Source organism: Buttiauxella massiliensis (assembly GCF_902500225.1).
GTDB classification, from domain to species: domain Bacteria; phylum Pseudomonadota; class Gammaproteobacteria; order Enterobacterales; family Enterobacteriaceae; genus Buttiauxella; species Buttiauxella massiliensis.
This window is the reverse complement of sequence record NZ_LR722651.1, coordinates 144,987-169,430: the sequence shown is the minus strand read 5'-3', so window position 1 is coordinate 169,430 and position 24,444 is coordinate 144,987. Positions and strand designations below refer to the sequence as shown.

The window sequence follows — 24,444 nt, the reverse complement described above, 5'->3', positions numbered from 1 at the left end:
ACAGTATTTGGCGATCTCCTTCACAGTTTTATTGATAGGTCGGAATTATCACCTTTTTATACTTTTCCATCGCCTTGTTGGTATTAAGATTGAGTGCAAAATTACTCGGGTACTTTGCAAATACAAAAATAACAAATCCAGGTATTTAACCCGATAATGCGAGGCGTAAATCATGACCTCTACCCCTATAAATAAGACTGATATTGTTATCTCCGATTTAAATGACAGGTTATCTGTTCGCGAGAAAATAGGCTACGGATTAGGTGACGCAGGCGGGACGGTAATAACCTGTCTTATCATGAACTTCCTGACCTTTTTCTATACCGATGTATTCGGTTTAACTCCAGCTATTGTCGGGACGCTATTTATCGCTTTACGTGTCTTTGACGCTATTTCCGATCCGTTAATGGGGATTCTTGCTGACCGAACCCAGAGCCGCTTTGGGCGTTTTCGCCCATGGCAATTGTGGGTCGCAGTGCCTATCGGCGTAATCGGCGTGCTGACGTTCACGGTACCGGATCTCAGTGCCAATATGAAAATCCTCTGGGCGTTCGGCACTTATCTCCTTCTTTCAGTGGGATGCGCTGAACGACCGCATTACCGAGGCTGATCCAAGCCACGCCATCGAAAACTTTGAAATCGCGGCGGGGCGCAAAGACGGCGAGTTTTACGGCATGGTTTTCCAGGACAGCGACGTGGCGAAATGGCTGGAAGCGGTGGCGTGGTCGCTGTGCCAGAAGCCAGATGCGGAACTGGAAAAAACCGCCGATGAAGTCATCGAACTGGTGGAAGCGGCGCAGTGTGCAGACGGTTATCTGAATACTTATTTCACCGTTAAAGCGCCAGAACTGCGCTGGACGAACCTCGCGGAATGCCACGAACTTTACTGCGCCGGGCACATGATTGAAGCGGGCGTGGCGTTCTTCCAGGCCACCGGAAAGCGCCGCCTGTTAGATGTGGTTTGCCGTATTGCTGACCATATCGATGGCGTGTTTGGCCCCGGCGAGAACCAGCTTCACGGTTATCCAGGCCACCCGGAAATCGAACTGGCGCTGATGCGTTTATATGAAGTCACCGACAACCCGTGTTATCTGAATCTGGTGAATTACTTTGTTGAAGAACGTGGAGCACAGCCGCATTTCTACGATATCGAATATGAAAAACGTGGGCGTACCTCGCACTGGAATATTCACGGCACGGCGTGGATGGTGAAAGACAAAGCCTACAGTCAGGCGCACGAGCCGCTGGCGTTGCAGCAAACAGCCATCGGTCACGCTGTGCGTTTTGTTTACCTGATGGCCGGCGTGGCGCACCTGGCGCGGCTGCATAAAGATGAAGAGAAACGCCAGACCTGCCTGCGTCTGTGGGACAACATGGTGCAGCGCCAGATGTACATCACCGGCGGCATTGGCTCGCAAAGCAGCGGCGAAGCGTTTAGCTCTGATTACGATCTGCCGAATGACACGGTGTACGCCGAAAGCTGCGCCTCAATTGGCCTGATGATGTACGCCCGTCGCATGTTGCAAATGGAAGCCGACAGCCGTTTTGCTGACGTGATGGAACGCGCGCTCTACAACACGGTGCTCGGCGGAATGGCGCTGGACGGCAAGCATTTCTTCTATGTCAATCCGTTGGAAGTTCACCCGAAAACCCTGGCGTTTAACCATATTTACGACCACGTCAAACCGGTTCGCCAGCGCTGGTTTGGCTGCGCCTGTTGCCCGCCAAATATCGCGCGTGTGCTGACTTCGCTAGGCCATTACATTTACACGCCGCAGCCAGGCGCTTTGTATGTGCATCTGTATGTCGGCAACGAAATGGCGGTACCGGTGGGCGATAAAGAACTGCGCCTGAAAGTCAGTGGCAATTACCCGTGGGACGAACAAGTCGAGATCACCGTGACCTCGCCGCACGCGCTGCAACATACGATTGCATTGCGTTTACCGGACTGGTGCGAAAACCCGCAGGTTTTGCTGAATGGCGAAAGCTGTGAAGGGGACATTCGCAAAGGTTATCTGCATCTTAACCGTGAATGGCAGGAGGGCGACCGCATCAGTCTGACGTTACCGATGCCGGTGCGCCGTGTTTACGGCAACCCGCTGCTGCGCCACGTGGCCGGGAAAGTGGCAGTACAACGCGGGCCGCTGGTTTATTGCCTTGAAGAAGCGGATAACGGCGCGGAATTGCATAACCTTTATTTGCCGAAAGAGAGCACGTTCAGCCTGATTGAAGGCAAAGGGATTTTCGCCCACAAAGTGCTGATTCAGGCGGATGGCGAGCGTAAATCTTGCGAGCAAGCCGATCAACAGGCGTTGTATCACTATGATAAATCGCCAGTAAAAGCCGAGGCCAAAAAGCTGACCTTTATTCCGTGGTTTAGTTGGGCGAACCGTGGGGAAGGGGAAATGCGCATTTGGGTGAACGGCGAGTAAAGCAGGATCGTTGGGATCTCTGCAATCAGAGATCCCATTGATCGGTTAGTGATCAAGATAGAGATAATGCGTCCAGCTCGTCATGCGCAGCAGGATTTTGCGCAGAATCGACAAGTGCTCAACGTGGTCGGTGTACACCGCCACCTGGGCGGTTGTGCCTTTCGGTAGCGCTTTAATCTCAGGGTTAGGGTCTAAGGAAATGTCAGCATAAATACCATCCAGCCCCGGATTTTGACTCAATCCCTGCAAGAATCCCTGTGCCTGGAAGCTACTGTTGGCAACCACCGGCAAAATCTGCTTCACCGTGCCTGGAAAAACTTTGCCAGGAATTCCGTTAAACACCACTTCGGCTTTGTCGCCTGCGTGTAAACGCAGTGCTGAATTTTGGCGGAATGCCGCATAAATATCGGTTTTTTGCTGTGGTACAAATACCATTGCCGGGCGCAGCGGCAGCGGGCGCAAGAACATGCCCGGTTTGAGTAAAACCTGCGTGACGTAACCCGCGTCTGGAGCGCGAACGGTGGTTCTGTCGAGGTTATATTGCGCCTCTTTCAGGCCGGATTTGAGCTTATATACCGTAGCGTTTTCGCCCCCGACCAGAGCGGCCAACTGTGCTTTGGTTTGGTCGCGTTTCGATTGTGCTGAACGCCATTGTGCCTGAGTCGCAAGATAGTTTTCTTGCGCCGTCACCACTTCCTGATCGGTAAACGGGCTTTTCATGCGGTCGCGGCTGCCTTCGCGGTAGCGGTTGGCGTCTTTTAACGCCAGGTCACGATTAGCTTTGTACTGTTCGATATCGGCGTTTTGCGCGGCAAGTCGGGCCTTGAGCACTTCAACATTTTGCTGTGCGGTTTCAATTTCGCCTTTAATCACATCGACTTTTGACTGGTAAGGCGTGGGGTCGATACTGAAAAGAAAATCACCTTTTTTCAGCATCTTATTGGTGTTAGGGGTGACTGCAATGACCGTACCCTGGACTTCAGGAATAATCGGCACCGTCACGGTCAGCATCTGCGCGCGTTCAGTGTACGGATGGTTGTAATTCATCGTCAGGACTAAACCACTCAGCAGAATAACCCCACCTAATATTGCGGTTGGTACTGACCATTTATTCAGGGGTATTTTGAATAGTTTGAATATACAAATACAAATGGCAGCGTAAATAAGGATCAGTAATAATTCCACGATATTTCCTGGTCATTTAATTAGTCTGAATGGGGCAAGCCTTTCGGGCTATTGGCACTATGAGCGGCGAGTTTTTTTTCAAGCAAAGCGAGGCGGGTTTGCAGTTGTACCATGTTGTCATTTTCTTTGGCGCGAAATCCCCAACCACGGTCTTCACGGTACAACATTGCCCAAATCCAGATAAAAGGCCATAACACATGCAGCGTTAACAGGCTGACCCATCCGGCAGCGTGAATAGCGTCTTGATGAGGATGGTTGCGCTCAACGGCGATTTCGTAGGGAATATCGTGAATGACAATTATTCCGTAAAACACGACTAGAGCGGCAAAGCATAATAAGCCCAGTGCGAAATAATCTAAGAACATAAGAGTAATTTCCGGTGAGATGGGAACCGGAAAAGGTAGAGGGGAGATGTTAATTTTGCGAGTGGATATTTAATTAAATTTAAATTTAAATGACGTATGTTATTATTTCAACTAAGTATAAATTGTTTCTGGATATTCAATTGTTACATTTGCGATGATGCCCTGGTAAAGTATCTTGCTCAATACGGCTTTTATTTAATTTTAAACTTCTGGCATGATGCCTATAATCATAAAGAACTCATTCACCGAGGAAAAATTATGCCGTTATCTGCACCCGTCAGACCGGATGAATCCATTGGGCGTTTGCTTGAAGCATTGAAGCCTTTCAGCACAGAAATGAAAGTCGTGCCTCGTAAAAGATTGCATTGGGAATATAAAGGCGAAGCGCAGCTCTATCTGTTTATCCAAGGTGAGTTGTCGGTGTTGCGCGCTACCGATGGGCTGGTGATCGCCGGTGCATACGATCCGCATTTGTTTGGTCTGGCTGAATCACTGCAAACCCTGCGCTGCCATATTCTGCGCGTCGATACTGATTCAACGATATTGCGCGTCAGTGCTAAAAAAGCCATGGAAATATTCGACCAACAAAATCTGTGGCGTGACGTATCTATTACATTAGCTTACTTTAATAGTTATCTCTTTTATCGAGATGATTTGGTGGTTCAGCAGCGTACCTATTCAGTTATTTGCAACCATCTTCAGGAAATTATTCAGTTGCCATTGGAGACGAGAATGCGTGTTTCAGTTCTTGAATATATACAAGAAAGAACACATTTATCACGCAGCAGTGTTCTTAATGTCCTGTTTGCTTTAAAGGCAACGAATCATCTCGAGCTCAAAAGAGGCGGTTATTTATTACAGATGAATGAATTGCCAGATAAAATTTGACGCAAGCAAGAATACTTAAAATGTGATTTTAGCATTTTATGTCAATTACCAGAAGCCATTATGTGATGGTGCCTGGTAATTGTTCTTCTTGATAAGAAAAAATTTAAAAATAAACTTATTATAATTTCAAATCTGTGAACTCTCCCTCTATTATCCGTGTCGACAAACTTATGGCTTTTTAATTCTGGGTCGTTTGCTCAGAAATGGGATATGTTAGGGAATATATGAAAAAGACTCTTGTAGCTTTAATCGTGCTGAACGCTTGCGCAGTTTCTAACGTATTTGCTGCGGCAGACGCGAATACCTGGTACGGCGGCGCTAAAATGGGCTGGTCGCATTATTTTGATGCCAGCGGCAACAAAGATTTCAACGATAACGTGAGCAACGCAACTGACTTCGATTTCGACAAAGACAACGTTAGCGGCGGCGTATTTGCAGGTTATCAGGTTCTTCCATGGTTAGCGGTTGAAGGTGGATACGACTACCTGGGCAACATGGGTATCAACGGTAATAACGGTGTTGCTGGCGGAAAAATGGAAAGCCAGGGCCTGCAACTTTCTCTGAAAGCGAGCTACGGCTTGACTGATAACTGGGATATTTATGGCCGTGCTGGTGCGATGGGTTACCGCGCAGAAGTTAACAACGCAGGTCATAGCAATTTTGAAACTGGCGTGCGCCCGTTGGCTGCAATCGGTACCGAATATGCCTTCACCAAAAACTGGGCGGGCCGTCTGGAATACCAATGGGTGAGCAACGTCGGAAACTCCAACCAGATTGGTCTCAGCAGCGATGTAAGCTCTGTATCAGCCGGTGTTGTTTATCGCTTCGGCCAGCATGATGACGCAGTGATCGCACCGGTTGTGGAACCTGCGCCAGCGGCTCCTGAGGTGAAAAAATTCAATCTGAAATCTGACGTGCTGTTCGGCTTTAACTCCGCAGAACTGACTTCAGAAGGCCATGCGGCAATCCAGCAGCTGTATAACAGCCCGGATATGCAAGCTGCGAAAAACAGCTCAACAACAGTTGTTGGCTACAGCGATCGTCTGGGTTCAGAGCAATACAATCAGCAGCTTTCTGCTCAGCGTGCACAAGCGGTTGTTGATGCACTAATAGCGCAAGGTTTGCCTGCTCAAAATGTGCGAGCCGAAGGCCGTGGTGAAAGTGATTCCGTGACCGGCAACACCTGTGCAGACGGTATGCCTAAGTCACAACTGATTGATTGCCTGGCTCCAGACCGCCGTGTTGTGGTTGAGATTGCAGGTGAACAGTAAGTATTCACCCCTGAGAACGTGAATTCATCCCGAAAGTGCAGAAAGAAGTTACCTTAATTATTTCGTGCCACTCCCTGGAAGCATGTAAGCGCATTTTTCCTGTGTGGCACGAAGTATGAGAGGTATATAAGAAATATTTCATTAATCGTCCGTTGCCCGACAAATTCGTCGGGCTTTTTTTATTTCTGTTTTGCCAGCCAAACCGCGCCAAGCATACCCGCCTTATTCCCCAGCTTGCAGGGGCGAATCGGCACTTGTAGCACATCCCAGAACTTAAACCCTTCCAGGTGACGTTCCAGCATCGGGTAGAGCATAGGCTGAGTACTGACGCCGCCGCCCAGCAAAATCGCTTGAGGATCAAATAGTGACACAACGCTATAAATCCCACGCGCCAGGTATTTCACCCAGTTGTCGATAACACCCTGAATATGCAGATCTGTTTCAGCTCGGGCAAAAATATCCTGACCGCGAATTTTCTCATCTGCCGGGATATTCATCTCGCGACGGCATGCATCCATCAACCCTTTGGCTGACGCCAACTGATGCATATCCTCGCCATATTTTCCTACCGGCAATACGCCAAATTCACCGGCCCGGAAGTGCGAACCGCGCATAAGTTCTCGGTTTACGATAATGCCACCGCCAATGCCGGTACCAATCGTCACGCAGACCAGCGAATCATATTCATTGCCCGCACCCAACCACATCTCACCGAGGGCTGCACAGTTAGCATCATTTTCAACTGTAATGGGCAGGTCTGTCAGTTCGCCAAAAATCTCCAGCAAATTGCAGCCGTCAAGAAACTCAAGTGCCCCCGCTTTGGGGACATTGCCGGTATGAGGGTTGATATAACCGGGAAAACTGATGGCAATCCCGGCAATTTCATTATGCTGCCGATAGCCCGCCACCACACTTTGCCAGGCATCCAGAAACTGCTGGCGGTCATAGTGAGTGTCATACTCTTCAGCGATCAGCACCTCCCCCTCTTCAGTGAACAAACCATGCTTAACGTGGGTGCCGCCCACATCGAAACTAATAAACAGGCGCATGAGCGATCCTTGTAGCGAAACGGGAAAAGGTAAACTTTAAGTATGTATCAAAACCAATAACCTGCAGGCTGATTACTCTTAATCAGCGAAAAACCAATCCGTGACCTGTGTCGTAAAGCGCTCAAACATTGGCGAAGAATTCACCGCTGGCGACTACGCTTGAGAGTGCAAACGACAAGGAGATTCACATGACAAATAATCCTCCCGATACCCGAATTATCCCGGGCGAGTATGGTTTCCCGCTCAAGCTTAAACCTCGTTACGACAATTTCATTGGCGGCCAGTGGGTCGCTCCTGTCGAGGGAAAATACTACGAAAACCTTACCCCAGTTACTGGGCAACCTCTATGCGAGATAGCCAGCTCCAGCAAAGGCGATATTGATTTAGCGTTAGATGCAGCGCATGAGGCAAAAGCAGGCTGGGGCGGTATGTCAGTTCAGGAACGTGCCAATATTCTGCTAAAAATAGCCGATCGCATGGAGCAGAATATTGAGCTGCTGGCGGCGGCTGAGACCTGGGATAATGGCAAACCAATCCGTGAAACCAGCGGTGCCGACGTGCCTTTGGCTATCGACCATTTCCGCTATTTTGCGTCCTGTATTCGCGCTCAGGAAGGCGGGATCAGCGAAGTTGATGGCGATACTGTGGCGTATCACTTCCATGAACCGCTGGGTGTCGTAGCACAAATTATTCCGTGGAACTTCCCGCTGCTGATGGCGAGCTGGAAAATGGCTCCGGCGCTGGCGGCGGGCAACTGCATCGTGCTCAAACCTGCGCGTTTAACGCCGCTGTCGGTTCTGCTGTTGATGGAGTTGGTGGGAGATTTGCTACCGCCGGGTGTCATCAACGTAGTGAACGGTGCTGGCGGTGAAATCGGTGAATATCTGGCAACCTCCAAACGTATCGCCAAAGTTGCTTTTACCGGCTCGACTGAAGTGGGCCAGCAGATAATGCAGTATGCGACTCAAAACATTATCCCGGTCACGCTGGAGTTGGGTGGTAAATCCCCAAATATTTTCTTTGCTGATGTGATGGACGAAGAGGACGCATTTTTCGACAAGGCACTGGAAGGTTTTGCGCTGTTCGCCTTCAACCAGGGCGAAGTGTGTACCTGCCCGAGCCGCGCGTTGGTGCAGGAATCCATCTATGAACGCTTTATGGAGCGTGCGATTCGCCGTGTGGAATCTATCCGCAGTGGTAACCCTCTGGACTCACGTACCCAAATGGGGGCGCAGGTGTCACAAGGGCAGATGGAAACCATTCTGAACTACATCGATATCGGCAAAAAAGAAGGGGCTGATGTCCTGACTGGTGGGCGCCGCAAAGCATTGGAGGGTGACCTGAAAGCGGGTTATTACCTCGAGCCAACCATTCTGTTCGGCAAAAATAATATGCGCGTTTTCCAGGAAGAGATCTTCGGGCCGGTGCTCGCCGTGACAACCTTCAAAACTGTAGAAGAAGCACTGGAGCTGGCGAACGATACTGAATATGGCCTCGGGGCTGGTGTCTGGAGTCGTAACGGTAATCTGGCGTACAAAATGGGCCGTGGCATTCAGGCGGGGCGCGTGTGGACTAACTGTTATCACGCTTATCCAGCGCATGCGGCATTTGGGGGCTACAAACAATCCGGTATCGGGCGGGAAACCCATAAAATGATGCTGGACCATTATCAGCAGACCAAGTGCCTGCTGGTGAGTTACTCGGATAAGCCGTTAGGGTTGTTCTGAGTGGCTCAGTAATCGGGTTTTGCCGGATGACGCTTCGCTTATCCGGCCTACTCGGTTTCATAAGCCTTTGTTTTTGTAGGGTGGATAAGCGCTAGCGTCATCCACCATTTTTGCGGAAACTGTCGGATGACGCTTCGCTTATCCGACTTATGGAGCGTTCCAGCTAGCTCATATGGTTCGTTTTAAAAATTCCGTATTACAGACAAACCTAGTCGTACAAGCATGCCGTGGATTTCAATATTTCGGCATGATTGTAGATTTCATCCAGCGAGGAAATGGGATGTCTTGTTTCAGTTTTGTCCTCATCAAATATGCCAATATATTTTTGCGCACGATTAAAATGTAAACGGCATATAGGTTTGCGATTATTATCATCGAGCAGAATACCAAAGTAGCTTTTCGTATCTCGTTGACTCACTCGGCCTGCATCGACCACCGTCCGCACAATCGCTTTCACGATGTGATAGCCCTCAAGTTCATCAATGGTGGTCTGGATTTCACTTTCTTCAGTCGATTCATGGGTATCTGAATCAGGTTCTGTTGAGGCTTCTGAGTTGATAGCTGGAACTTGTACACCGCTCATTGCCGATTTCAATCTTTCATTAATTTGATCATTAAGGAACTGACTCGCTGCTTTTCGGGTTAACTCAGTAAACGAATCCCGAACTTTTTGCGTAATAATTCCGTCATAGACTCGTGATGCGAAGAATTTTACGAAATCCTCATCTGGGGCTGTGAATTGCGCACTAATTAATTTCTTAATTTGGCTGACATATTTCAGTTCGCCTGCGGCATTGATAATGGATTCAACATCAAATGCGGATTTTGTTAGCTTGCGTAACTCCGGTAATACATATTCATCAATATCTAATAAATCAAACTCAAGGAAAGGTTTTTCATCCATCTTATTGGGTGAGTCAAGATCGGTGAAGAACTTATAAACCTGACCATTTGTTAGTATCGATATACGAGCATTCGTAACGTGAAAATATCTGAATAACTGTGAAGCGTGATTTAGATTAAGAGCATCACCAATTTTTTTACATTCAATCAGGATTTGTACTTCGCCATTTTTGCAAATCGCATAATCTATTTTCTCACCCTTTTTCGTCCCTACATCGCAGATGAACTCTGGAACAACCTCAGTTGGATCAAAGACATCGTATCCTAAAACGTTATGGATAAATGGCATCACAAACGCGGTTTTTGTTGCTTCTTCTGTTTGGATTGCAGCGGCCTGCTGCTTAATTTTTGCCGAAAGCGTATTTAACTTTTCCATAAAATCCATGGCGTAAACCTCATAGGGGGGAATAGATCGATACTCCTTTATATTGAGGAAAAAAAACTTGAAGTGCGTCAGAAAGTTCAATGTGATTAGGTGTTTAGGTAATTTTTAATTGTATTTGTTTCATACTTACCTTTTCCGCGGTGCGAAAAAAAACCTCTCAGTGTGTAATGAGAGGTTTTATAGGAGATAATTACTTCTCAACCATAAACAACGCCTTATCACGCAGTAAATGATCATTCCCTCGGCGGCGGGTAAAACCAATTCGGTCAAAGTATTCGAGAATTTGCACCGCCAGTTTGCGACCCACGCCGAGACTATCTCGGAAATCCGCAGCGCTGGTGGCTCCTTGCGTTTGATCCAGCTCACGGATCAAATTAGCAAAGGTTTGAATCCGATCGTTACGGTAATAACGATCTTTTAAGATCGCAGTCACCAGCCCAAGTTGCGCGGCAAAACGCAGTAGCTGACGTACTACTTGTTCATCTTGTTGTGTTTCCCGAGCCAGATCGCGTACCCACCAAGGGTCATCACCAAATAGTGCATCAATTTTCTCCCAGACTGCCAACTGCTCTGCGGAAAAGCCCGGTTTGTGATGGGGCAGATGCAGCCAGCCTTGTCGGCTTGCGAGTAATCCTTCCTGGCGCATTTTTTCAATCAATGCCAAAACCAGTGGCTCATCTTCACTTGGTAAAGCCATGCGACGCAGACGCTCGCGGCCAGGACCGGGTTGGTCGTCATGCTGTTGGTGATAGCGCTCCAGGGTATCGAGTAGTTTTTGCTTCCAGCGTGCGGCCATTTCCTCGCTAAGCAGGCTATTGCCCGCGCGCAGAAAATCGGTTCTGTTTAGCAAATCTTGCAAGCCCTGAGAGGTCAGTTGCCGCGCCCAGGCGAAATCAGTCAGCGTAACGGCGCTTCGCTGTAGATGGATATCGAGCGCCTGCTGGTCATTTTCTGCCTGTTTAAGCTGTTGTAACCACGCGAGGAATGCAGGCTGGCGTTTACCGCGGCGTGGGGCATGCAGAAGAATGGCGCGCGCTCCTGCAAGTGTGACGCGAGCGGATATATCACGCAGAACCAGGCGGTCATTGTCTGCAAGCCATAACGGCGTATCCAGAACCAGTTCGGCGAGATCATCTTCTAGCAGAGAAATGCGCCCGGTGACATGACTTGCTGCATGGTGGATATGCAGCGGCTGCCATTGTTGCAACTGTGCATGGCTTTGCAGTTGAACGATCACGCGCTCAACTGGCTGAAGGGGATGTTCCGCCAGCAGCCAGTCACCACGTTTGATATCCAGTTTTTCCGCATCGCCGCTAATGTTGACAGCTATGCGTTGCCCGGCAAAAGCGGTGTCGGTTTTACTATTTTGGGCATGCAAACCGCGGACACGCATCGGTTTATCAGCACCGGTTAACCATAGTGTGTCACCAATTTTTACTTCGCCACTTAATGCGGTTCCGGTCACGACCAGACCGGCACCTTTGACGGTAAAAGCACGATCAATAGCGAGACGGAAACGATGCTGGCGAGGGTGTGCACGTTCCGGCAGAGCGAGTAGATGTGTGCGTAGCTCATCAATTCCTGTGCCGCTGGTGGCTGCTGTGACAAACAAAGCAGCCTCTTGCCAGCCAAATTCACTGAGTGTTTCCAGCACCGCTTCGCGTACTTCATCGATTCGCGCATCACTCACCCGATCGGCTTTGGTCAAGGCCACGGTTAGTGACGGTTTGCCGGTTAATTGCAAGATTGCGAGATGTTCGCGAGTTTGCGCCATCACGCCATCATCGCAGGCGACAACTAACAGCGCGTGGTCGATACCCCCCACGCCTGCCAGCATATTGGCGAGGAATTTTTCATGGCCTGGCACATCAATAAAACCGGGAATGCGGCCATCGGGTTGTGGCCAGTATGCATAGCCCAGGTCGATAGTCATGCCGCGCTTTTTCTCTTCGGGCAGACGGTCAGCATTCACGCCAGTTAAGGCTTGCAGCAGGGTGGTTTTGCCGTGGTCAACATGCCCGGCGGTAGCAATAATCATGGGTTCAGGTTCTCCATGAAACCAGCTTCATCTTCAAGGCCACGTAAATCCAGCCATAAGCGCCCATCGCTGATGCGGCCAATAATCGGTTTTGGTCGTTCCCGCAGGGCTTGTGTGAGCGCGGCAAGTGTTGCGCCACGCCCATCTTTTGGTGTGAACGTTAGCGCGGCACTTGGCAAACGATCCACCGGTAGTGAGCCGCTGCCAATTTGCGATAAACATGGTTCTACGCAAACGGTAAATTGCTTGCCATATTTGGCTTCAAGGGATGGCAACAGGCGTTGTGCAAGCTGTGTGATTTCACTGGCGTTACGGGTTAGCAAACGCAGCGTCGGCAATCGTTCGACCAATGTTTCCGGGTGTTGATAAAGGCGCAGCGTCGCTTCGAGTGCAGCCAGCGTCATTTTATCGGCGCGTAATGCGCGTTTAAGCGGGTGGCTTTGAATGCGGGCGATAAGATCTTTTTTGCCGACGATAATGCCCGCTTGCGGGCCGCCGAGCAGTTTATCACCAGAGAAACTCACAAGGCTTACGCCTGCGGCGATCAACTGTTGCGGCATAGGCTCTTCTGGCAATCCCCACTGAGTTAAGTCGACCAGCGAACCGCTACCTAAATCAGTAACAACAGGGATATTTAGCTCATTACCGAGTGCTACCAGTTCTGCTTCATCGACCGCTTTAGTAAAGCCCGCAACCTGGTAATTGCTGGTGTGGACTTTCATCAATAGCGCCGTATTTTCATTCGCCGCCTGGCGGTAATCTTTCAAATGCGTGCGGTTTGTCGTACCAACTTCCACAAGTTGGCAGCCCGCCTGGCGCATCACATCGGGAATACGGAATGCACCGCCGATTTCCACCAGCTCGCCACGTGAAACTACAACCTCTTCGCCGCTGGCACATGCCGCCAGCATCAGCAATACGGCTGCCGCGTTGTTATTAACGATACAGGCGTCTTCCGCACCGGTCAGTTCGCAAAGCAGGCCTGCCAATGCTCTGTCACGGTGTCCGCGCTCTGCACCATGTAAATCATATTCCAGTGTTACGGGGTAGCGCATTGCCTGAGTCACAGCCTCAATTGCGGCTTCTGCCTGCAATGCGCGACCCAGGTTGGTATGCAATACCGTGCCGGTCAGGTTAAATACTGGTAATAGGGCGCTGCGCTGGCCTGACTCAAGCTGAAGCTGCGCATGAGCTGCCCAATCGCTGTTCCAGGGCGGCAGGATCTCCTGAGTACGAATGTGTTCCCGTGCCACCTCAAGCATCTCTCGTAAGGTGTTCACCACCTGAGTGTGGCCGAAATGGTGCAGCAAAGTGCTGAATGAGGCGTCACGTAACAGTTTATCGATTGCTGGAAGTTGGCTGTACAAGGTGCGATGGGTAGTCATAGCAAGCCGCAGAATGGTGAAATATTGCGATAGTTTACAGGGGGAGTTGCCCCCCTGTCATGGCGGGAGATCATGCTGTTGGCGGTTCAGTACGTGCAAAACTTTCCCGTTCGAAAAGTTTCTCCACCAGTTTGACTAAATGTGGGCGGTCGACACACCAGCCTGGCGAAACGCGACGGAAATTGAGGTAGCCCACAGCGCATGCCACCGCAATGGTCGCGACGCTTAGGCTTTCCGCATCCAGTTTTTTATCTGCGACGTACTGTTCGAGCAGAGTCAGGCTACGGCTTATTTTTTCACGTTGGCGTAGCAGTTCCGTTTCAGATTGCTGCTCCGGCGGGCGCTGGCGTTCGCGTACTGAAACCAGAGCCGCGTCCATAATGCCATCGGCCAGCGCTTCTATCTGGCGCATCTGCAGTGCAGCTAATGGATCGCGTGGGATTAGTGCTGGGGCAATATCCAACAGCTCAAGATATTCGGCAATTACCGGTGAATCGAACCAGTATTGCCCATCGCCGGTGACCAGCGCCGGGACTTTGCCGAGCGGGTTGTATTGTGATGTGGTGCTTTCTGATATCCACGGGTTGTCGTTTACAAACTCAAACGTGATGCCCTTTTCCAGCAGGATAACTGAAATTTTGCGCACATACGGGCTGGTGTAATTACCGATAAGTTTCATTACATCGTCCATTTTAATCGACAAAAGTTAAGTATGGATCAGGATGAACTAAAAGGTAGTGCGCTTTAAGTATGTCGGGACTTTAACCGGAGAAGCGCTGAAATGAACGCCCACAGCGAGATAAGCAGCAGTAATGGATAGATGACTAACAAATCAACGCGAATGCAGTTTGTGCTACAGGTCAGACGAAAGAAAATAGAAAACTCGTAGATGCCATAGCTGAGCCATGCCAGCGCTGCAACCAACGATGAGCGCAGTGGTTTAGTGCGCCACAATACAAAGAATAAAAACATCACTACAAACGCAATCCAGGGGAAGCGGATAAATAAATCCATGCTAGTGACCTTTTGAAGCAGTGGGGAAATATGAGCACTGTTTTTACGTGTTTTGATTAAAAGATAAACCACAATGATGTGTAGTGTTGATGATAGTCAACCATAGTTATTATTTTGTTTTTGATCGGATGACTCTGATGGTTTTGTGCTTTGCCGCTGCGCTGTAATTTTCTGACAAAATCAAATCAACCGGCACCGCCGGGTTGCCTCGGATCACACTCCATAAAAATCACTTAAAATTTCTTGTGATGCTAATCACATATAAATAACAAAGGCACGGTCATGAAATGTGATTTTCATCACGCTTAGGTGTCAACTATGCGCAAAAAATAGCTTTTGTGTTTTTTTTACACACTGATTATGTGACACAGATCTCCCGATCGTAGCTGGTCACACCCATAAATTGGTGATCTTTATCACATAAACTTCCGCTCACTGGACACCTTAACGATTCAGTGCCAGATTTGCGTCACTTAGAGCATCTGGCAGCGTTGCTTGCCACCACATTAACAATAAACCTCGGGCTGCTTTTCAGCGCGTAAACACAATAAGGGGTGTGCGTATGTCATCCGATATCAAGATCAGAGTGCAAAGCTTTGGTCGTTTCCTGAGTAACATGGTAATGCCAAATATCGGCGCGTTTATCGCCTGGGGTATTATCACCGCCTTATTTATCCCGACCGGTTGGTTGCCAAGTGAAACACTGGCGAAACTGGTAGGCCCAATGATTACCTACCTGCTGCCATTGCTCATCGGTTATACCGGTGGTCGTTTGATTGGTGGTGACCGTGGTGGTGTGGTGGGTGCAATCACCACCATGGGTGTTATCGTCGGTGCGGATATGCCGATGTTCCTCGGCGCGATGATTGCAGGCCCTCTGGGTGGCTGGGCGATTAAACATTTCGACGCATGGGTAGACGGCAAAATCAAATCCGGCTTTGAAATGCTGGTAAACAACTTCTCCGCTGGCATCATCGGTATGATTCTGGCGATTCTGGCGTTCATGGGTATTGGCCCTGCGGTTGAAGTCCTGTCCAAAGTACTGGCAGCGGGCGTTAACTTCATGGTTGTTCATGACATGCTGCCACTGGCTTCTATCTTCGTAGAACCAGCGAAAATCCTGTTCCTGAACAACGCAATCAACCACGGTATCTTCTCGCCGTTGGGTATTCAGCAGTCCCACGAACTGGGCAAATCAATCTTCTTCCTGATTGAAGCAAACCCAGGTCCGGGTATGGGCGTATTGCTGGCGTACATGTTCTTCGGTCGTGGTAATGCTAAGCAGTCTGCGGGCGGCGCGGCAATCATCCACTTCCTGGGCGGTATCCACGAAATTTACTTCCCGTATGTGCTGATGAACCCACGTCTGATTCTGGCCGTTATCCTCGGCGGTATGACTGGCGTGTTCACTCTGACTATCCTGAACGGCGGCCTTGTTTCACCGGCATCTCCGGGTTCTATCCTGGCGGTTCTGGCGATGACTCCAAAAGGTGCGTACTTCGCGAACATCGCAGCAATCGTTGCAGCAACTGCAGTCTCCTTCGTGGTATCAGCAATCTTGCTGAAAACCAGCAAAGTTAAAGAAGAAGACGATATCGAAGCAGCCGCTCGCCGCATGGCAGAAATGAAAGCTGAATCCAAAGGTGCAACTGCGCCATTGGCGGTAGGTGCTGGTCTGTCTAACGACCTGAGCCACGTACGTAAAATCATCGTAGCGTGTGATGCAGGCATGGGTTCAAGTGCTATGGGTGCTGGCGTGCTGCGTAAGAAAGTCAGCGATGCAGGCCTGAAAAATATCTCCGTGACTAACTGTGCAATCAACAGCTTGCCGGACGACGTTGACCTGGTGATTACCCACCGTGACCTGACCGAACGCGCTATGCGCCAGGTTCCACAGGCACAGCATATTTCCCTGACCAACTTCCTCGACAGCAGCTTGTACTCCAACCTGACCGAGCGTCTGGTGGCCTCTCATAACCTGAGCGAGAAAGAAGTGAAGGTAATGAGCAGCCTGGAAGACAGCTTCGTACCAAGCGAAGAAGGGCTGTTCCGCCTGGGTGCTGGCAACGTGTTCCTCGGCCTGACTGCTACCAACAAAGAAGAAGCCATTCGCTTTGCAGGTGAGCAACTGGTGAACGGTGGTTACGTCCAGCCTGAATATGTTGATGCGATGTTTGAACGTGAAAAACTGACCCCAACTTATCTGGGCGAAGGTATCGCAGTTCCGCACGGTACAGTTGAAGCGAAAGACCGCGTACTGAAAACCGGCGTTGTGTTCTGCCAGTATCCACACGGTGTTCACTTCGGTGAAGAAACTGATGATATTGCCCGCCTGGTTATCGGTATTGCCGCTCGCAATAACGAACACATCCAGGTTATCACCAGCCTGACCAACGCGCTGGATGATGATTCAGTGATTGATCGCCTGGCGAATACCACCAGTGTTCAGGAGGTTCTCGACCTGCTGGCAGGTAAGAAGTAAGTCTCCACTTCCCTCTCCCGAATGGGAGAGGGTTCCGGTGAGGTTGGTCAATACCACAAACCTCCTCACCCGAACCCTCTCGGGTAATTCAAATTTAAGAAGGTGAACGACATGAAAGCATTACATTTTGGTGCAGGTAATATCGGACGTGGCTTTATCGGAAAACTGCTGGCAGACGCTGGTATTCAACTGACCTTTGCCGATGTGAACCAGACTGTGCTGGACGCGCTGAATGCGCGCCATAGCTACCAGGTTCACGTTGTTGGCGAGCAAAAGCAAATCGATACCGTTTCCAATGTTAATGCTGTTAGCAGCATTGGCGATGAAGTTATTACCCTGATTGCCGATGTGGACCTGGTGACCACGGCAGTCGGCCCGGTCGTGCTTGAACGCATTGCACCAGCCGTGGCGAAAGGTCTGGTTCTGCGTCGTACCAACGGTAATGAGAAACCGCTGAACATCATCGCTTGCGAGAATATGGTGCGCGGCACCAGCCAGCTTAAAGCTCATGTCATGAAGGCGCTTTCAGAAGATGATCAAGCGTGGGTTGAGCAGCACGTTGGCTTTGTTGATTCCGCCGTTGACCGTATTGTTCCACCGTCAGAATCTGCCACTAATGACCCGCTTGAAGTCACGGTTGAAACATTCAGCGAATGGATTGTTGATAAAACCCAGTTCAAAGGTGATCTCCCGAACATTCCTGGCATGGAACTTACTGATAATCTGATGGCGTTTGTTGAGCGCAAACTCTTCACGCTGAATACCGGGCATGCTATAACCGCATACCTTGGCCAACTGGCCGGTCATCAGACCATTCGCGATGCGATTCTGGATGAAAAAGTCCGTAGCGTCGTGAAAGGTGCAATGGACGAAAGTGGTGCGGTGCTGATCAAGCGCTACGGTTTTGATGCAGACAAGCACGCAGCCTACATCCAGAAAATCCTTGGTCGTTTCGAGAACCCTTATCTGAAAGATGATGTGGAGCGCGTTGGCCGCCAGCCGCTGCGTAAATTGAGTGCGGGCGACCGTCTGATTAAGCCATTGCTTGGCACCATCGAATACGGCTTGCCACGCCAATACCTGATCAAAGGTATTGCTGCGGCGATGCATTACCGCAGTGCGGAAGACCCGCAAGCGCAAGAGCTTGAGAAATTGCTGGCAGAAAAAGGCCCGCAGGCGACGCTTGCTGAAATCTCTGGCCTCGATGCCAATAGCGATGTTGTGGCAGAAGCGGTGAGCGCATACAACGGCAAATAGTGATGGAAAGCGGGTGCGGCAAGAAGTGGCTGCACCCAATAATACTTTTAGTGATGTAGGCAAAGATGGAAGAAACCCAGGCCTTTGAAAACCGTGTGCTTGAGCGTCTTAATGCCGGTAAAACCGTACGCAGCCTGCTGATCACCGCGGTTGAGCTTCTTACCGAAGCGGTGAATATCCTGGTGTTGCAGGTCTTCCGTAAAGACGATTATGCGGTGAAATACGCGGTTGAACCGTTATTGGATGGCGATGGCCCGTTAGGGGATCTTTCCGTGCGTCTCAAACTTATCTACGGCCTCGGCGTGCTTAATCGCCCAGAGTACGAAGATTGCGAGCTGCTTATGGCGCTGCGCGAAGAGTTGAATCACGACGGTAGCGAATATAATTTTACCGACGATGAAATGCTCGGCCCATTCGGTGAACTGCATTGTGTTTCTGCTCTACCGCCGACGCCAAAGTTTGTTGATGGCAGCGACCCTGAGCTGTTTGCCATGCAAAAACAGCGCTATCAACAAATTGTTCGATCGACGATGGTGCTCTCTTTGACCGAGCTGATCTCCCGGATCAGCTTAAAAAAAGCCTTCCAGAAGTAAGTCCCTCTCACGCCGAATGGTGTATCCTTGCCAACAATGAACTTTATTCACGGTTAATCAAAAATGAAAGAAATCGAAAAAGCAGAAATCAAACGCCTGAGCGATCGCCTCGATCTTATCCGTCACGAGATGCCAGAACTGCATCTGATCAACGATGCTGAAAAGTACGCTGAGATGGAAAAAGAGAAAGCGAAACTGGAAATTGAGATCGTTCGCCTGCAAGCGGTGCGTAACCAGAAGCTGAGCAAAGAAGCACAAAAACTGATGGCGTTGCCGTACAAGCGTCCCATCACTAAGAAAGAACAAGCCAACATGGGCGCTCTGAAAAAAGCGGTACGCGGCCTGGTTATCGTGCATCCAATGACGGCGTTAGGCCGTGAGATGGGCCTCGAAGAAATGACCGGTTTTTCTAATACCGATTTCTAAGTTAACACTCGATTTTAAAAAGGGATGATCCTTTAAGGTTCATCCCTTTTATTTTGCTTAAAATTCCTGTTTTGCGAAGCTTATTCATAACTTATTCCCTCCCCATTGGATTAAATTCTCACAGCATCTATTCTCTGACACTTGTGTATGAACTAGCCGATACCAGGCGACAAAGACTCGCTCCTGTTCTCTACGTAGTTTAAAATAGATACAAATCGAACGATTTATACCTATTCAATCGAAATGAGGATGAGGCATGATCAGTTTTACTGCCAACCAGGCAAAAACTCAGTTTGGGGAAATGATTGCTAAAGCGCAGCGTGAACCAGTGAGCATCACCAAAAATGGCAAACCTTCTGTTGTCGTGATGTCTATTGCCGATTACAACGCTATCGAAGAACTCAAGTTGCAGAATCTGCGCGATAAGCTTGCACGTTCCGTTGCTCAGATTGAAACAGGCAATGTCTGTGACGGTGACGATGCGTTTGATGAGTTACTGAAGGATCTTTAATGGCTGGATATAAGCTGACGGAAGAGGCACGAGAGGATTTGCGCGGGCTAAAGGGATTTTCACTGAAGCAATTTGGTAATCTTATGACTCGTGAATATCTGGTTGGTATGCGCGTTACGCTACAGCATTTGGCAAAAATGCCGGGGATGGGAATGGATGAATCTGACGATTTATTTCCTGGTGTATGGAGCTTTCCCTATATGAGCCATATGCTCTATTACCAAAAAGCCGAAGCAGGGATTATCGTTATCGGTATCATTCATCAGAGTCGAATGCCGGGGTTGCTGTTAAAAAGGCGATAAGCCAGCAGTTGCCTACTGGCTTTTTAGTTTCTACTTCAATACCTGCGGGTTCACGCAGTTCTCTTTCACATTGCCACTCAACGCCGCAATTAAATTATCCACCGCGCAAGCCGCCATGTTGTATCGAGTTTCATGCGTTGCGGAACCGATATGCGGTAGCGCCACAACGTTCGGCAGGCTGAGAAGTGGCGAGTCCACTGGCAGCGGTTCTTGCTCGAACACATCCAGACCGGCGGCGTGAATTTTGCCGTCTTTCAGTGCCTGAATTAATGCTTTTTCATCGACCACTGGCCCGCGTCCGGCGTTAATCAAAATCGCTGAAGATTTCATTTTCGCCAGCTGTTCCGCACCAATCAGATGATACGTTTCATCGGTCAGCGGCAGGGAAATACAGACGAAATCGGATTCGGCCAGCAGGGTGTCGAGGTCGCAATAACGGGCGTTAAAGCGCTCTTCCGCTTCCTGATGATGGCGACGTGCGTTATACAAAATCGGCATGTTGAAGCCGAAATGCGCCCGTTGTGCCAGCGCCAGGCCAATGCGGCCCATGCCGAGAATCCCCAGCGTTTTATGGTGCACGTCGATGCCAAACCAATCCGCGCCAATACCGCCTTTCCACTCACCGGCTTTCACGCGTTCAGCCACTTCCACCGCGCGGCGAGCCGTCGCTAGCACCAGCGTCATCATGGTGTCCGCAACGGTTTCGGTGAGCACCGTTGGCGTGTGCATCAGTACAATTCCACGCGCATTCAGGGCATCGACATCAAAATTGTCATAGCCCACGGACACCGTTGAAGCCGCACGCAGCTTAGGAGTGTGGGACAGAAACTCTTTTCCGACCGTTTCACTGGAACCCAAAATCCCTTCCGCATTAGCGAAAACATCCGCGTTTTTTTGGAGATTTTCAGCACTCAGTGAACTGACTTGAGTGACGGTAAAGTGACTTTCAAGACGGGCAAGCAGGTCGTCAGGTAACTTTTTGTAGAGGATGACGGACGGCTTCATGGCGTTCTCCGTTGAACAGTTTAAAAATCGCCGGGCGGTATAACGACCGCCCGACTTGAAATTAGGCGTGGTGTGCTCTCACCGGAACTTGTTGGTTTATCGCCGGTTTCACTATCAGAGTTAGCCATACCGAGGCAAGCAATGCTACCCCCATAAATACATAGGAGGCGGCCGGGCTGCCGGTTGCGCCATTAAGGTAACCAACAAACCAGGAGCCAACAAACGAACCGAGAGCGCCCATGCTATTAATTAATGCCATCGCGCCACCGGCAACGTTGCGCGGCAGCATTTCCGGAATAATCGCGAAGAATGGGCCATAAGGTGCATACATTGCAGCACCAGCAATCACCAGCAGAGTGTAGGAAACCCAGAAGTGATCGGCACCTACCAACCAGGAGCCGAGGAATGCAAACGCGCCAATAAGCAGTAATGGCCAGACAAAAAGCTTACGGTTTTGCATTTTGTCAGAGGCCCAGGAGACAACAATCATGGCAATTGTCGCCGCCAGATAAGGAACCGATGACAGCCAGCCGACTTCCACCATTCCCATACCCGCGGTGCCTGCGCCACGAATAATTGACGGCAGCCACAGCACGAAGCCATATACGCCAATGCTCCAGCAGAAATACTGCATGCAAAGCAGCACAACATTACGCGAGCGGAAGGCTTCGCTGTAATTACGTACCGCTTTAATCCCTTCTTGTTCTTTCTCAAGTTGCGCCTGCAACGCCGCTTTTTCAGCATCAGATAACCAGCCAACCTGGGTCGGTTTATCTTTTACCAACACCCACCAGGCGAATGCCCAGATGACCGCCGGAATACCTTCAAAGATAAACATTTCGCGCCAGCCGAATGCCTGAATCAGGTAGCCAGAAACGACAGACATCCACAGCACCGTCACCGGATTACCAAGAATTAAGAAGGTGTTAGCCCGCGAACGTTCAGATTTAGTAAACCAGTTGCTGATGTAAATCAGCATTGCTGGCATCACGGCGGCTTCAACTACGCCGAGGATAAAACGAATCGCCGCCAGCGCTGGAATGTTGCTGACCATCCCGGTTAATGAGGCACAGGCGCCCCATAAAATCAGGCAGACAAAGATCAGTTTGCGTACGCTGCGGCGCTCGGCGTACATCGCCCCTGGGATCTGGAAGAAGAAATAACCGAGGAAGAATAGTGCTCCCAGCAGCGACGAAATACCTTTAGTGATACCGAGGTCTTCGTTAATGCCTGCGGCGGAAGCGAAACTAAAGTTGGCACGATCAAGGTACGCCAGGCTGTAGGTGATAAACACGATTGGCATGATGTACCACCAACGTTTTGGCGCGATTATCTTTGATGAAAGGGACTGGGTTTTCATAGGCAAGCCTCTATGTTGAGGAGAGACGCATCATGCCGAGTGTAGGGCACAGCTGACGCAATCTTAGTTTATTCGCCAAGCGCTGCTCGGGTGGGTAACCCTTCGCTATCGCCGATGACTTGTATCGCCAGTGAGCCGATTTTATTACCGCGGCTAACTGCTTGTGGTAAGGATTTTCCTTCGAGCAGGGCGCTTATCACCCCTACGGCAAAGCCGTCGCCAGCACCAACGGTGTCGACAACATTCTCGACCTTCACCGCATTTACTGCGCCTTTCTCGCCAGTGGCAGTTTTAAACCACGCTCCGTCAGCACCGGTTTTCAGCACCACGGTTTTCACGCCGTGGTCGAGATAGAAATCGGCAATCGCTTCCGGGGTTTTGTGGCCTGTCAGGATTGCGCCTTCGCTCAGGCCCGGCAGAACCCAGTCGGCCTGGAAAGCGAGTTTATTCAACTGCTTCACCATTTCCGCTTCGCTTTTCCACAATACCGGACGCAGATTCGGGTCGAACGAAATCGTTTTGCCTTTTTCTTTCATCACTTTCGCTGCGTGATTGAGCAGTTCTAATGAGCTGGCAGAAAGCGCTGCCGCCACGCCGCTCAAATGCAGATGGCGTGCCGAACAAAAGTACTCTTCGTTGAAATTAGCAACAGAAAGATGGCTGGCGGCGGACCCCTTACGGAAGTATTCCACAATGGGATCGGTTCCATTTTCTGCTTTAGATTTAAGCTGGAAGCCTGTTGCGTAGCGCTCATCGGTAGTCACGCCGTGGCTATTGATCCGCTCTTTTGCCAGTTGTTGTAGTACGTAGCGGCCAAAAGAGTCATTGCCCACACGGCTGACCCAGCCCACGTTCAGCCCAAGGCGCGCAAGCCCGGTGGCGACGTTCAGTTCTGCGCCCGCGACCCGTTTAACAAAAGACTCTGCGGCGGCTAAATCGCCGGTTTCCTTTGCGACAAACATCGCCATTGCTTCACCAATGGTGATCACATCCAGTTGGGTCGACATCGCTTACTCCTCGCGTAATAAATTGACGTAATGACGGGTTACAGCCGTCAAATCACGGCCTTCAAGCGGGAACTCAATCCCACGTGGTGCATCTGCTGGCAGACTATTAAGCAGTTCCAGCCAGCGAGGTTCGGCATCATCGAGCGCAATCGCCCGGTAGTGATAATGGTGCGCAATGGCGGCTTTCACGTGGATATAACTGACCGACGGTGCAAGTACGCGTGCCGCAGCTTCTGGCGATTCTTCAACCCATAGCCAATTGGCCATATCAAAAGTGAGCGTCACAGGAAGGTTTAGCACATTGCAGGCGGCCTGGAAGCGTTGCATTGGAGCAAGTTTGCCGCTGCTGGTTTGGTCATTTTCCACCACCAAAGCCACGTCGCTTTGTGCCAGCCACTGCTGCAAAACAGAAAACTGCTGGCTGCCGCGAAAATGGCCGAGTGAAAGTTTCAGCCAGCTTGCGTTGAGTTGGTGGGCTTCAAGTAGCAAAGAAGGGATCAGCGGATTGAGTTTGCCGTCTTCCACAAACAGCGGTTCCGGCGCGGAATAACAGGCTTCTAGTTGATGTTCGGCAATTTGCTGCGCCAGCTCTGGCAGGACATCCAGTTGCGCGTGATTGAACAATTCGCGACGGATTTCCACGCCGTCAGCTCCGGCATTGGCGATAATTGGCAGCAGGGCGTGTTGCCCGCCTAGTGCTGCGATGCGGTCATGCCCGTAAGCGGCAGTGACGACAATAATTTTTCTCGGCATAAAATTCTCTGGTCTGGCTCATCTAACTAATATAACTATTACGCTAGATGGAACCGGTTCCAAAGAAAAGCCAGCAGTGTCTAATTTATGATCGCTATCACGAACA

The 24,444-nt window shown here is 50.0% G+C and carries 20 protein-coding genes and 3 pseudogenes; 11 read left to right on the top strand and 12 right to left on the bottom strand.

The features are described 5' to 3' along the window. Window positions 1–172: 172 nt before the first annotated feature. Both GC128_RS07365 and GC128_RS07360 read left to right on the top strand, forming a co-directional pair. Window positions 173–580 (top strand): annotated as a pseudogene (locus GC128_RS07365) (MFS transporter); the annotation flags it as partial. Continuing rightward, window positions 570–2,432: pseudogene (locus GC128_RS07360) on the top strand (glycoside hydrolase family 127 protein); the annotation flags it as partial. The pseudogenes GC128_RS07365 and GC128_RS07360, both read left to right, overlap by 11 nt. A 45-nt stretch (window positions 2,433–2,477) precedes the next feature. Here GC128_RS07360 and GC128_RS07355 read toward each other — a convergent pair. Both GC128_RS07355 and GC128_RS07350 read right to left on the bottom strand, forming a co-directional pair. Beyond that, the gene (locus GC128_RS07355; protein ID WP_151993759.1) at window positions 2,478–3,617 is read right to left on the bottom strand and encodes an HlyD family secretion protein; all 1,140 of its coding nucleotides are present in this window, start codon (window positions 3,615–3,617) and stop codon (window positions 2,478–2,480) included. A gap of 20 nt (window positions 3,618–3,637) precedes the next feature. Further along, window positions 3,638–3,982: a DUF3302 domain-containing protein gene (locus GC128_RS07350; RefSeq protein WP_151993758.1), complete on the bottom strand. Its 345-nt coding sequence runs from the start codon at window positions 3,980–3,982 to the stop codon at window positions 3,638–3,640. Between the two features lie 258 nt (window positions 3,983–4,240). On the opposite strand from GC128_RS07350, the gene GC128_RS07345 reads away from it, so the two are divergent. Together GC128_RS07345 and ompA are read left to right on the top strand one after the other, a co-directional pair. After that, window positions 4,241–4,870: a helix-turn-helix domain-containing protein gene (locus GC128_RS07345; protein WP_151993757.1), complete on the top strand. Its 630-nt coding sequence runs from the start codon at window positions 4,241–4,243 to the stop codon at window positions 4,868–4,870. A gap of 224 nt (window positions 4,871–5,094) precedes the next feature. Beyond that, window positions 5,095–6,141 carry a porin OmpA gene (gene ompA / locus GC128_RS07340; RefSeq protein ID WP_151993756.1) on the top strand — a complete coding sequence of 349 codons (1,047 nt, stop codon included), beginning with the start codon at window positions 5,095–5,097 and terminating at the stop codon, window positions 6,139–6,141. Between the two features lie 179 nt (window positions 6,142–6,320). On the opposite strand, the gene GC128_RS07335 is transcribed toward ompA, so the two are convergent. After that, window positions 6,321–7,190, bottom strand: coding sequence for an ROK family protein (locus GC128_RS07335; RefSeq protein WP_064514544.1), 870 nt, complete (start codon window positions 7,188–7,190; stop codon window positions 6,321–6,323). 188 nt (window positions 7,191–7,378) lie between these two features. Between GC128_RS07335 and exaC the strand changes: the two genes are divergently transcribed. Next, complete coding sequence (exaC, locus tag GC128_RS07330; RefSeq protein ID WP_034460449.1) at window positions 7,379–8,917, top strand: acetaldehyde dehydrogenase ExaC; 1,539 nt, start codon at window positions 7,379–7,381, stop codon at window positions 8,915–8,917. A gap of 208 nt (window positions 8,918–9,125) precedes the next feature. Here the strand turns inward: exaC and GC128_RS07325 are convergent, their stop codons facing one another. From GC128_RS07325 to GC128_RS07305, 5 genes are all read right to left on the bottom strand, one after another. Then, window positions 9,126–10,205: a type I restriction endonuclease gene (locus GC128_RS07325; RefSeq protein ID WP_151993755.1), complete on the bottom strand. Its 1,080-nt coding sequence runs from the start codon at window positions 10,203–10,205 to the stop codon at window positions 9,126–9,128. 190 nt (window positions 10,206–10,395) lie between these two features. Then, window positions 10,396–12,243: a selenocysteine-specific translation elongation factor gene (gene selB / locus GC128_RS07320; protein ID WP_151993754.1), complete on the bottom strand. Its 1,848-nt coding sequence runs from the start codon at window positions 12,241–12,243 to the stop codon at window positions 10,396–10,398. After that, on the bottom strand, window positions 12,240–13,628 hold the full coding sequence (gene selA, locus GC128_RS07315) for an L-seryl-tRNA(Sec) selenium transferase (protein WP_151993753.1): 1,389 nt from the start codon (window positions 13,626–13,628) through the stop codon (window positions 12,240–12,242). Before selA ends, selB begins: the two co-directional genes overlap by 4 nt. A 70-nt stretch (window positions 13,629–13,698) precedes the next feature. Then, window positions 13,699–14,307, bottom strand: a complete 609-nt coding sequence (locus GC128_RS07310; RefSeq protein ID WP_151993752.1) for a glutathione S-transferase — start codon at window positions 14,305–14,307, stop codon at window positions 13,699–13,701. 65 nt (window positions 14,308–14,372) lie between these two features. Next, complete coding sequence (locus GC128_RS07305; RefSeq protein WP_151993751.1) at window positions 14,373–14,642, bottom strand: hypothetical protein; 270 nt, start codon at window positions 14,640–14,642, stop codon at window positions 14,373–14,375. Between the two features lie 562 nt (window positions 14,643–15,204). Between GC128_RS07305 and GC128_RS07300 the strand changes: the two genes are divergently transcribed. The 6 genes and pseudogenes from GC128_RS07300 (at window position 15,205) to GC128_RS07275 (ending at window position 20,213) form a co-directional block, all read left to right on the top strand. Beyond that, window positions 15,205–17,124: a PTS mannitol transporter subunit IICBA gene (locus GC128_RS07300; RefSeq protein WP_064514516.1), complete on the top strand. Its 1,920-nt coding sequence runs from the start codon at window positions 15,205–15,207 to the stop codon at window positions 17,122–17,124. A gap of 111 nt (window positions 17,125–17,235) precedes the next feature. Further along, window positions 17,236–18,381, top strand: a complete 1,146-nt coding sequence (mtlD, locus tag GC128_RS07295; protein WP_151993750.1) for a mannitol-1-phosphate 5-dehydrogenase — start codon at window positions 17,236–17,238, stop codon at window positions 18,379–18,381. A 13-nt stretch (window positions 18,382–18,394) separates the two neighbouring features. Beyond that, window positions 18,395–18,974: pseudogene (gene mtlR, locus GC128_RS07290) on the top strand (mannitol operon repressor MtlR). 63 nt (window positions 18,975–19,037) lie between these two features. After that, window positions 19,038–19,400: a YibL family ribosome-associated protein gene (locus tag GC128_RS07285; protein WP_064514511.1), complete on the top strand. Its 363-nt coding sequence runs from the start codon at window positions 19,038–19,040 to the stop codon at window positions 19,398–19,400. Window positions 19,401–19,656: 256 nt separating this feature from the next. Continuing rightward, window positions 19,657–19,911 (top strand): type II toxin-antitoxin system Phd/YefM family antitoxin, encoded by a 255-nt coding sequence (locus GC128_RS07280; RefSeq protein WP_151993748.1) that lies wholly within the window; start codon window positions 19,657–19,659, stop codon window positions 19,909–19,911. Further along, window positions 19,911–20,213, top strand: coding sequence for a type II toxin-antitoxin system RelE/ParE family toxin (locus GC128_RS07275; protein ID WP_151993747.1), 303 nt, complete (start codon window positions 19,911–19,913; stop codon window positions 20,211–20,213). Before GC128_RS07280 ends, GC128_RS07275 begins: the two co-directional genes overlap by 1 nt. 30 nt (window positions 20,214–20,243) lie before the next feature. Here GC128_RS07275 and ghrB read toward each other — a convergent pair whose 3' ends face one another. From ghrB to GC128_RS07255, 4 genes are all read right to left on the bottom strand, one after another. Then, entirely contained in the window at window positions 20,244–21,218 is a 975-nt protein-coding gene (ghrB, locus tag GC128_RS07270; protein ID WP_151993746.1) for a glyoxylate/hydroxypyruvate reductase GhrB, read from the bottom strand. A 61-nt stretch (window positions 21,219–21,279) separates the two neighbouring features. Then, the gene (locus tag GC128_RS07265; protein WP_151993745.1) at window positions 21,280–22,578 is read right to left on the bottom strand and encodes an MFS transporter; all 1,299 of its coding nucleotides are present in this window, start codon (window positions 22,576–22,578) and stop codon (window positions 21,280–21,282) included. 68 nt (window positions 22,579–22,646) lie between these two features. Further along, window positions 22,647–23,585, bottom strand: coding sequence for a sugar kinase (locus GC128_RS07260; protein WP_151993744.1), 939 nt, complete (start codon window positions 23,583–23,585; stop codon window positions 22,647–22,649). Between the two features lie 3 nt (window positions 23,586–23,588). Further along, window positions 23,589–24,338, bottom strand: coding sequence for a sugar phosphate isomerase/epimerase family protein (locus GC128_RS07255; RefSeq protein ID WP_151993743.1), 750 nt, complete (start codon window positions 24,336–24,338; stop codon window positions 23,589–23,591). Between the last annotated feature and the right edge of the window lie 106 nt (window positions 24,339–24,444).

What these genes read in the sequence shown, in the direction of transcription:
- GC128_RS07350 (WP_151993758.1), bottom strand. Translation starts at nt 3,982, where the DNA reads ATGTTCTTAGATTATTTCGCACTGGGCTTATTATGCTTTGCCGCTCTA.
- GC128_RS07345 (WP_151993757.1), top strand. Translation starts at nt 4,241, where the DNA reads ATGCCGTTATCTGCACCCGTCAGACCGGATGAATCCATTGGGCGTTTG.
- ompA (WP_151993756.1), top strand. Translation starts at nt 5,095, where the DNA reads ATGAAAAAGACTCTTGTAGCTTTAATCGTGCTGAACGCTTGCGCAGTT.
- GC128_RS07335 (WP_064514544.1), bottom strand. Translation starts at nt 7,190, where the DNA reads ATGCGCCTGTTTATTAGTTTCGATGTGGGCGGCACCCACGTTAAGCAT.
- exaC (WP_034460449.1), top strand. Translation starts at nt 7,379, where the DNA reads ATGACAAATAATCCTCCCGATACCCGAATTATCCCGGGCGAGTATGGT.
- GC128_RS07325 (WP_151993755.1), bottom strand. Translation starts at nt 10,205, where the DNA reads ATGGATTTTATGGAAAAGTTAAATACGCTTTCGGCAAAAATTAAGCAG.
- selB (WP_151993754.1), bottom strand. Translation starts at nt 12,243, where the DNA reads ATGATTATTGCTACCGCCGGGCATGTTGACCACGGCAAAACCACCCTG.
- selA (WP_151993753.1), bottom strand. Translation starts at nt 13,628, where the DNA reads ATGACTACCCATCGCACCTTGTACAGCCAACTTCCAGCAATCGATAAA.
- GC128_RS07310 (WP_151993752.1), bottom strand. Translation starts at nt 14,307, where the DNA reads ATGAAACTTATCGGTAATTACACCAGCCCGTATGTGCGCAAAATTTCA.
- GC128_RS07305 (WP_151993751.1), bottom strand. Translation starts at nt 14,642, where the DNA reads ATGGATTTATTTATCCGCTTCCCCTGGATTGCGTTTGTAGTGATGTTT.
- GC128_RS07300 (WP_064514516.1), top strand. Translation starts at nt 15,205, where the DNA reads ATGTCATCCGATATCAAGATCAGAGTGCAAAGCTTTGGTCGTTTCCTG.
- mtlD (WP_151993750.1), top strand. Translation starts at nt 17,236, where the DNA reads ATGAAAGCATTACATTTTGGTGCAGGTAATATCGGACGTGGCTTTATC.
- GC128_RS07285 (WP_064514511.1), top strand. Translation starts at nt 19,038, where the DNA reads ATGAAAGAAATCGAAAAAGCAGAAATCAAACGCCTGAGCGATCGCCTC.
- GC128_RS07280 (WP_151993748.1), top strand. Translation starts at nt 19,657, where the DNA reads ATGATCAGTTTTACTGCCAACCAGGCAAAAACTCAGTTTGGGGAAATG.
- GC128_RS07275 (WP_151993747.1), top strand. Translation starts at nt 19,911, where the DNA reads ATGGCTGGATATAAGCTGACGGAAGAGGCACGAGAGGATTTGCGCGGG.
- ghrB (WP_151993746.1), bottom strand. Translation starts at nt 21,218, where the DNA reads ATGAAGCCGTCCGTCATCCTCTACAAAAAGTTACCTGACGACCTGCTT.
- GC128_RS07265 (WP_151993745.1), bottom strand. Translation starts at nt 22,578, where the DNA reads ATGAAAACCCAGTCCCTTTCATCAAAGATAATCGCGCCAAAACGTTGG.
- GC128_RS07260 (WP_151993744.1), bottom strand. Translation starts at nt 23,585, where the DNA reads ATGTCGACCCAACTGGATGTGATCACCATTGGTGAAGCAATGGCGATG.
- GC128_RS07255 (WP_151993743.1), bottom strand. Translation starts at nt 24,338, where the DNA reads ATGCCGAGAAAAATTATTGTCGTCACTGCCGCTTACGGGCATGACCGC.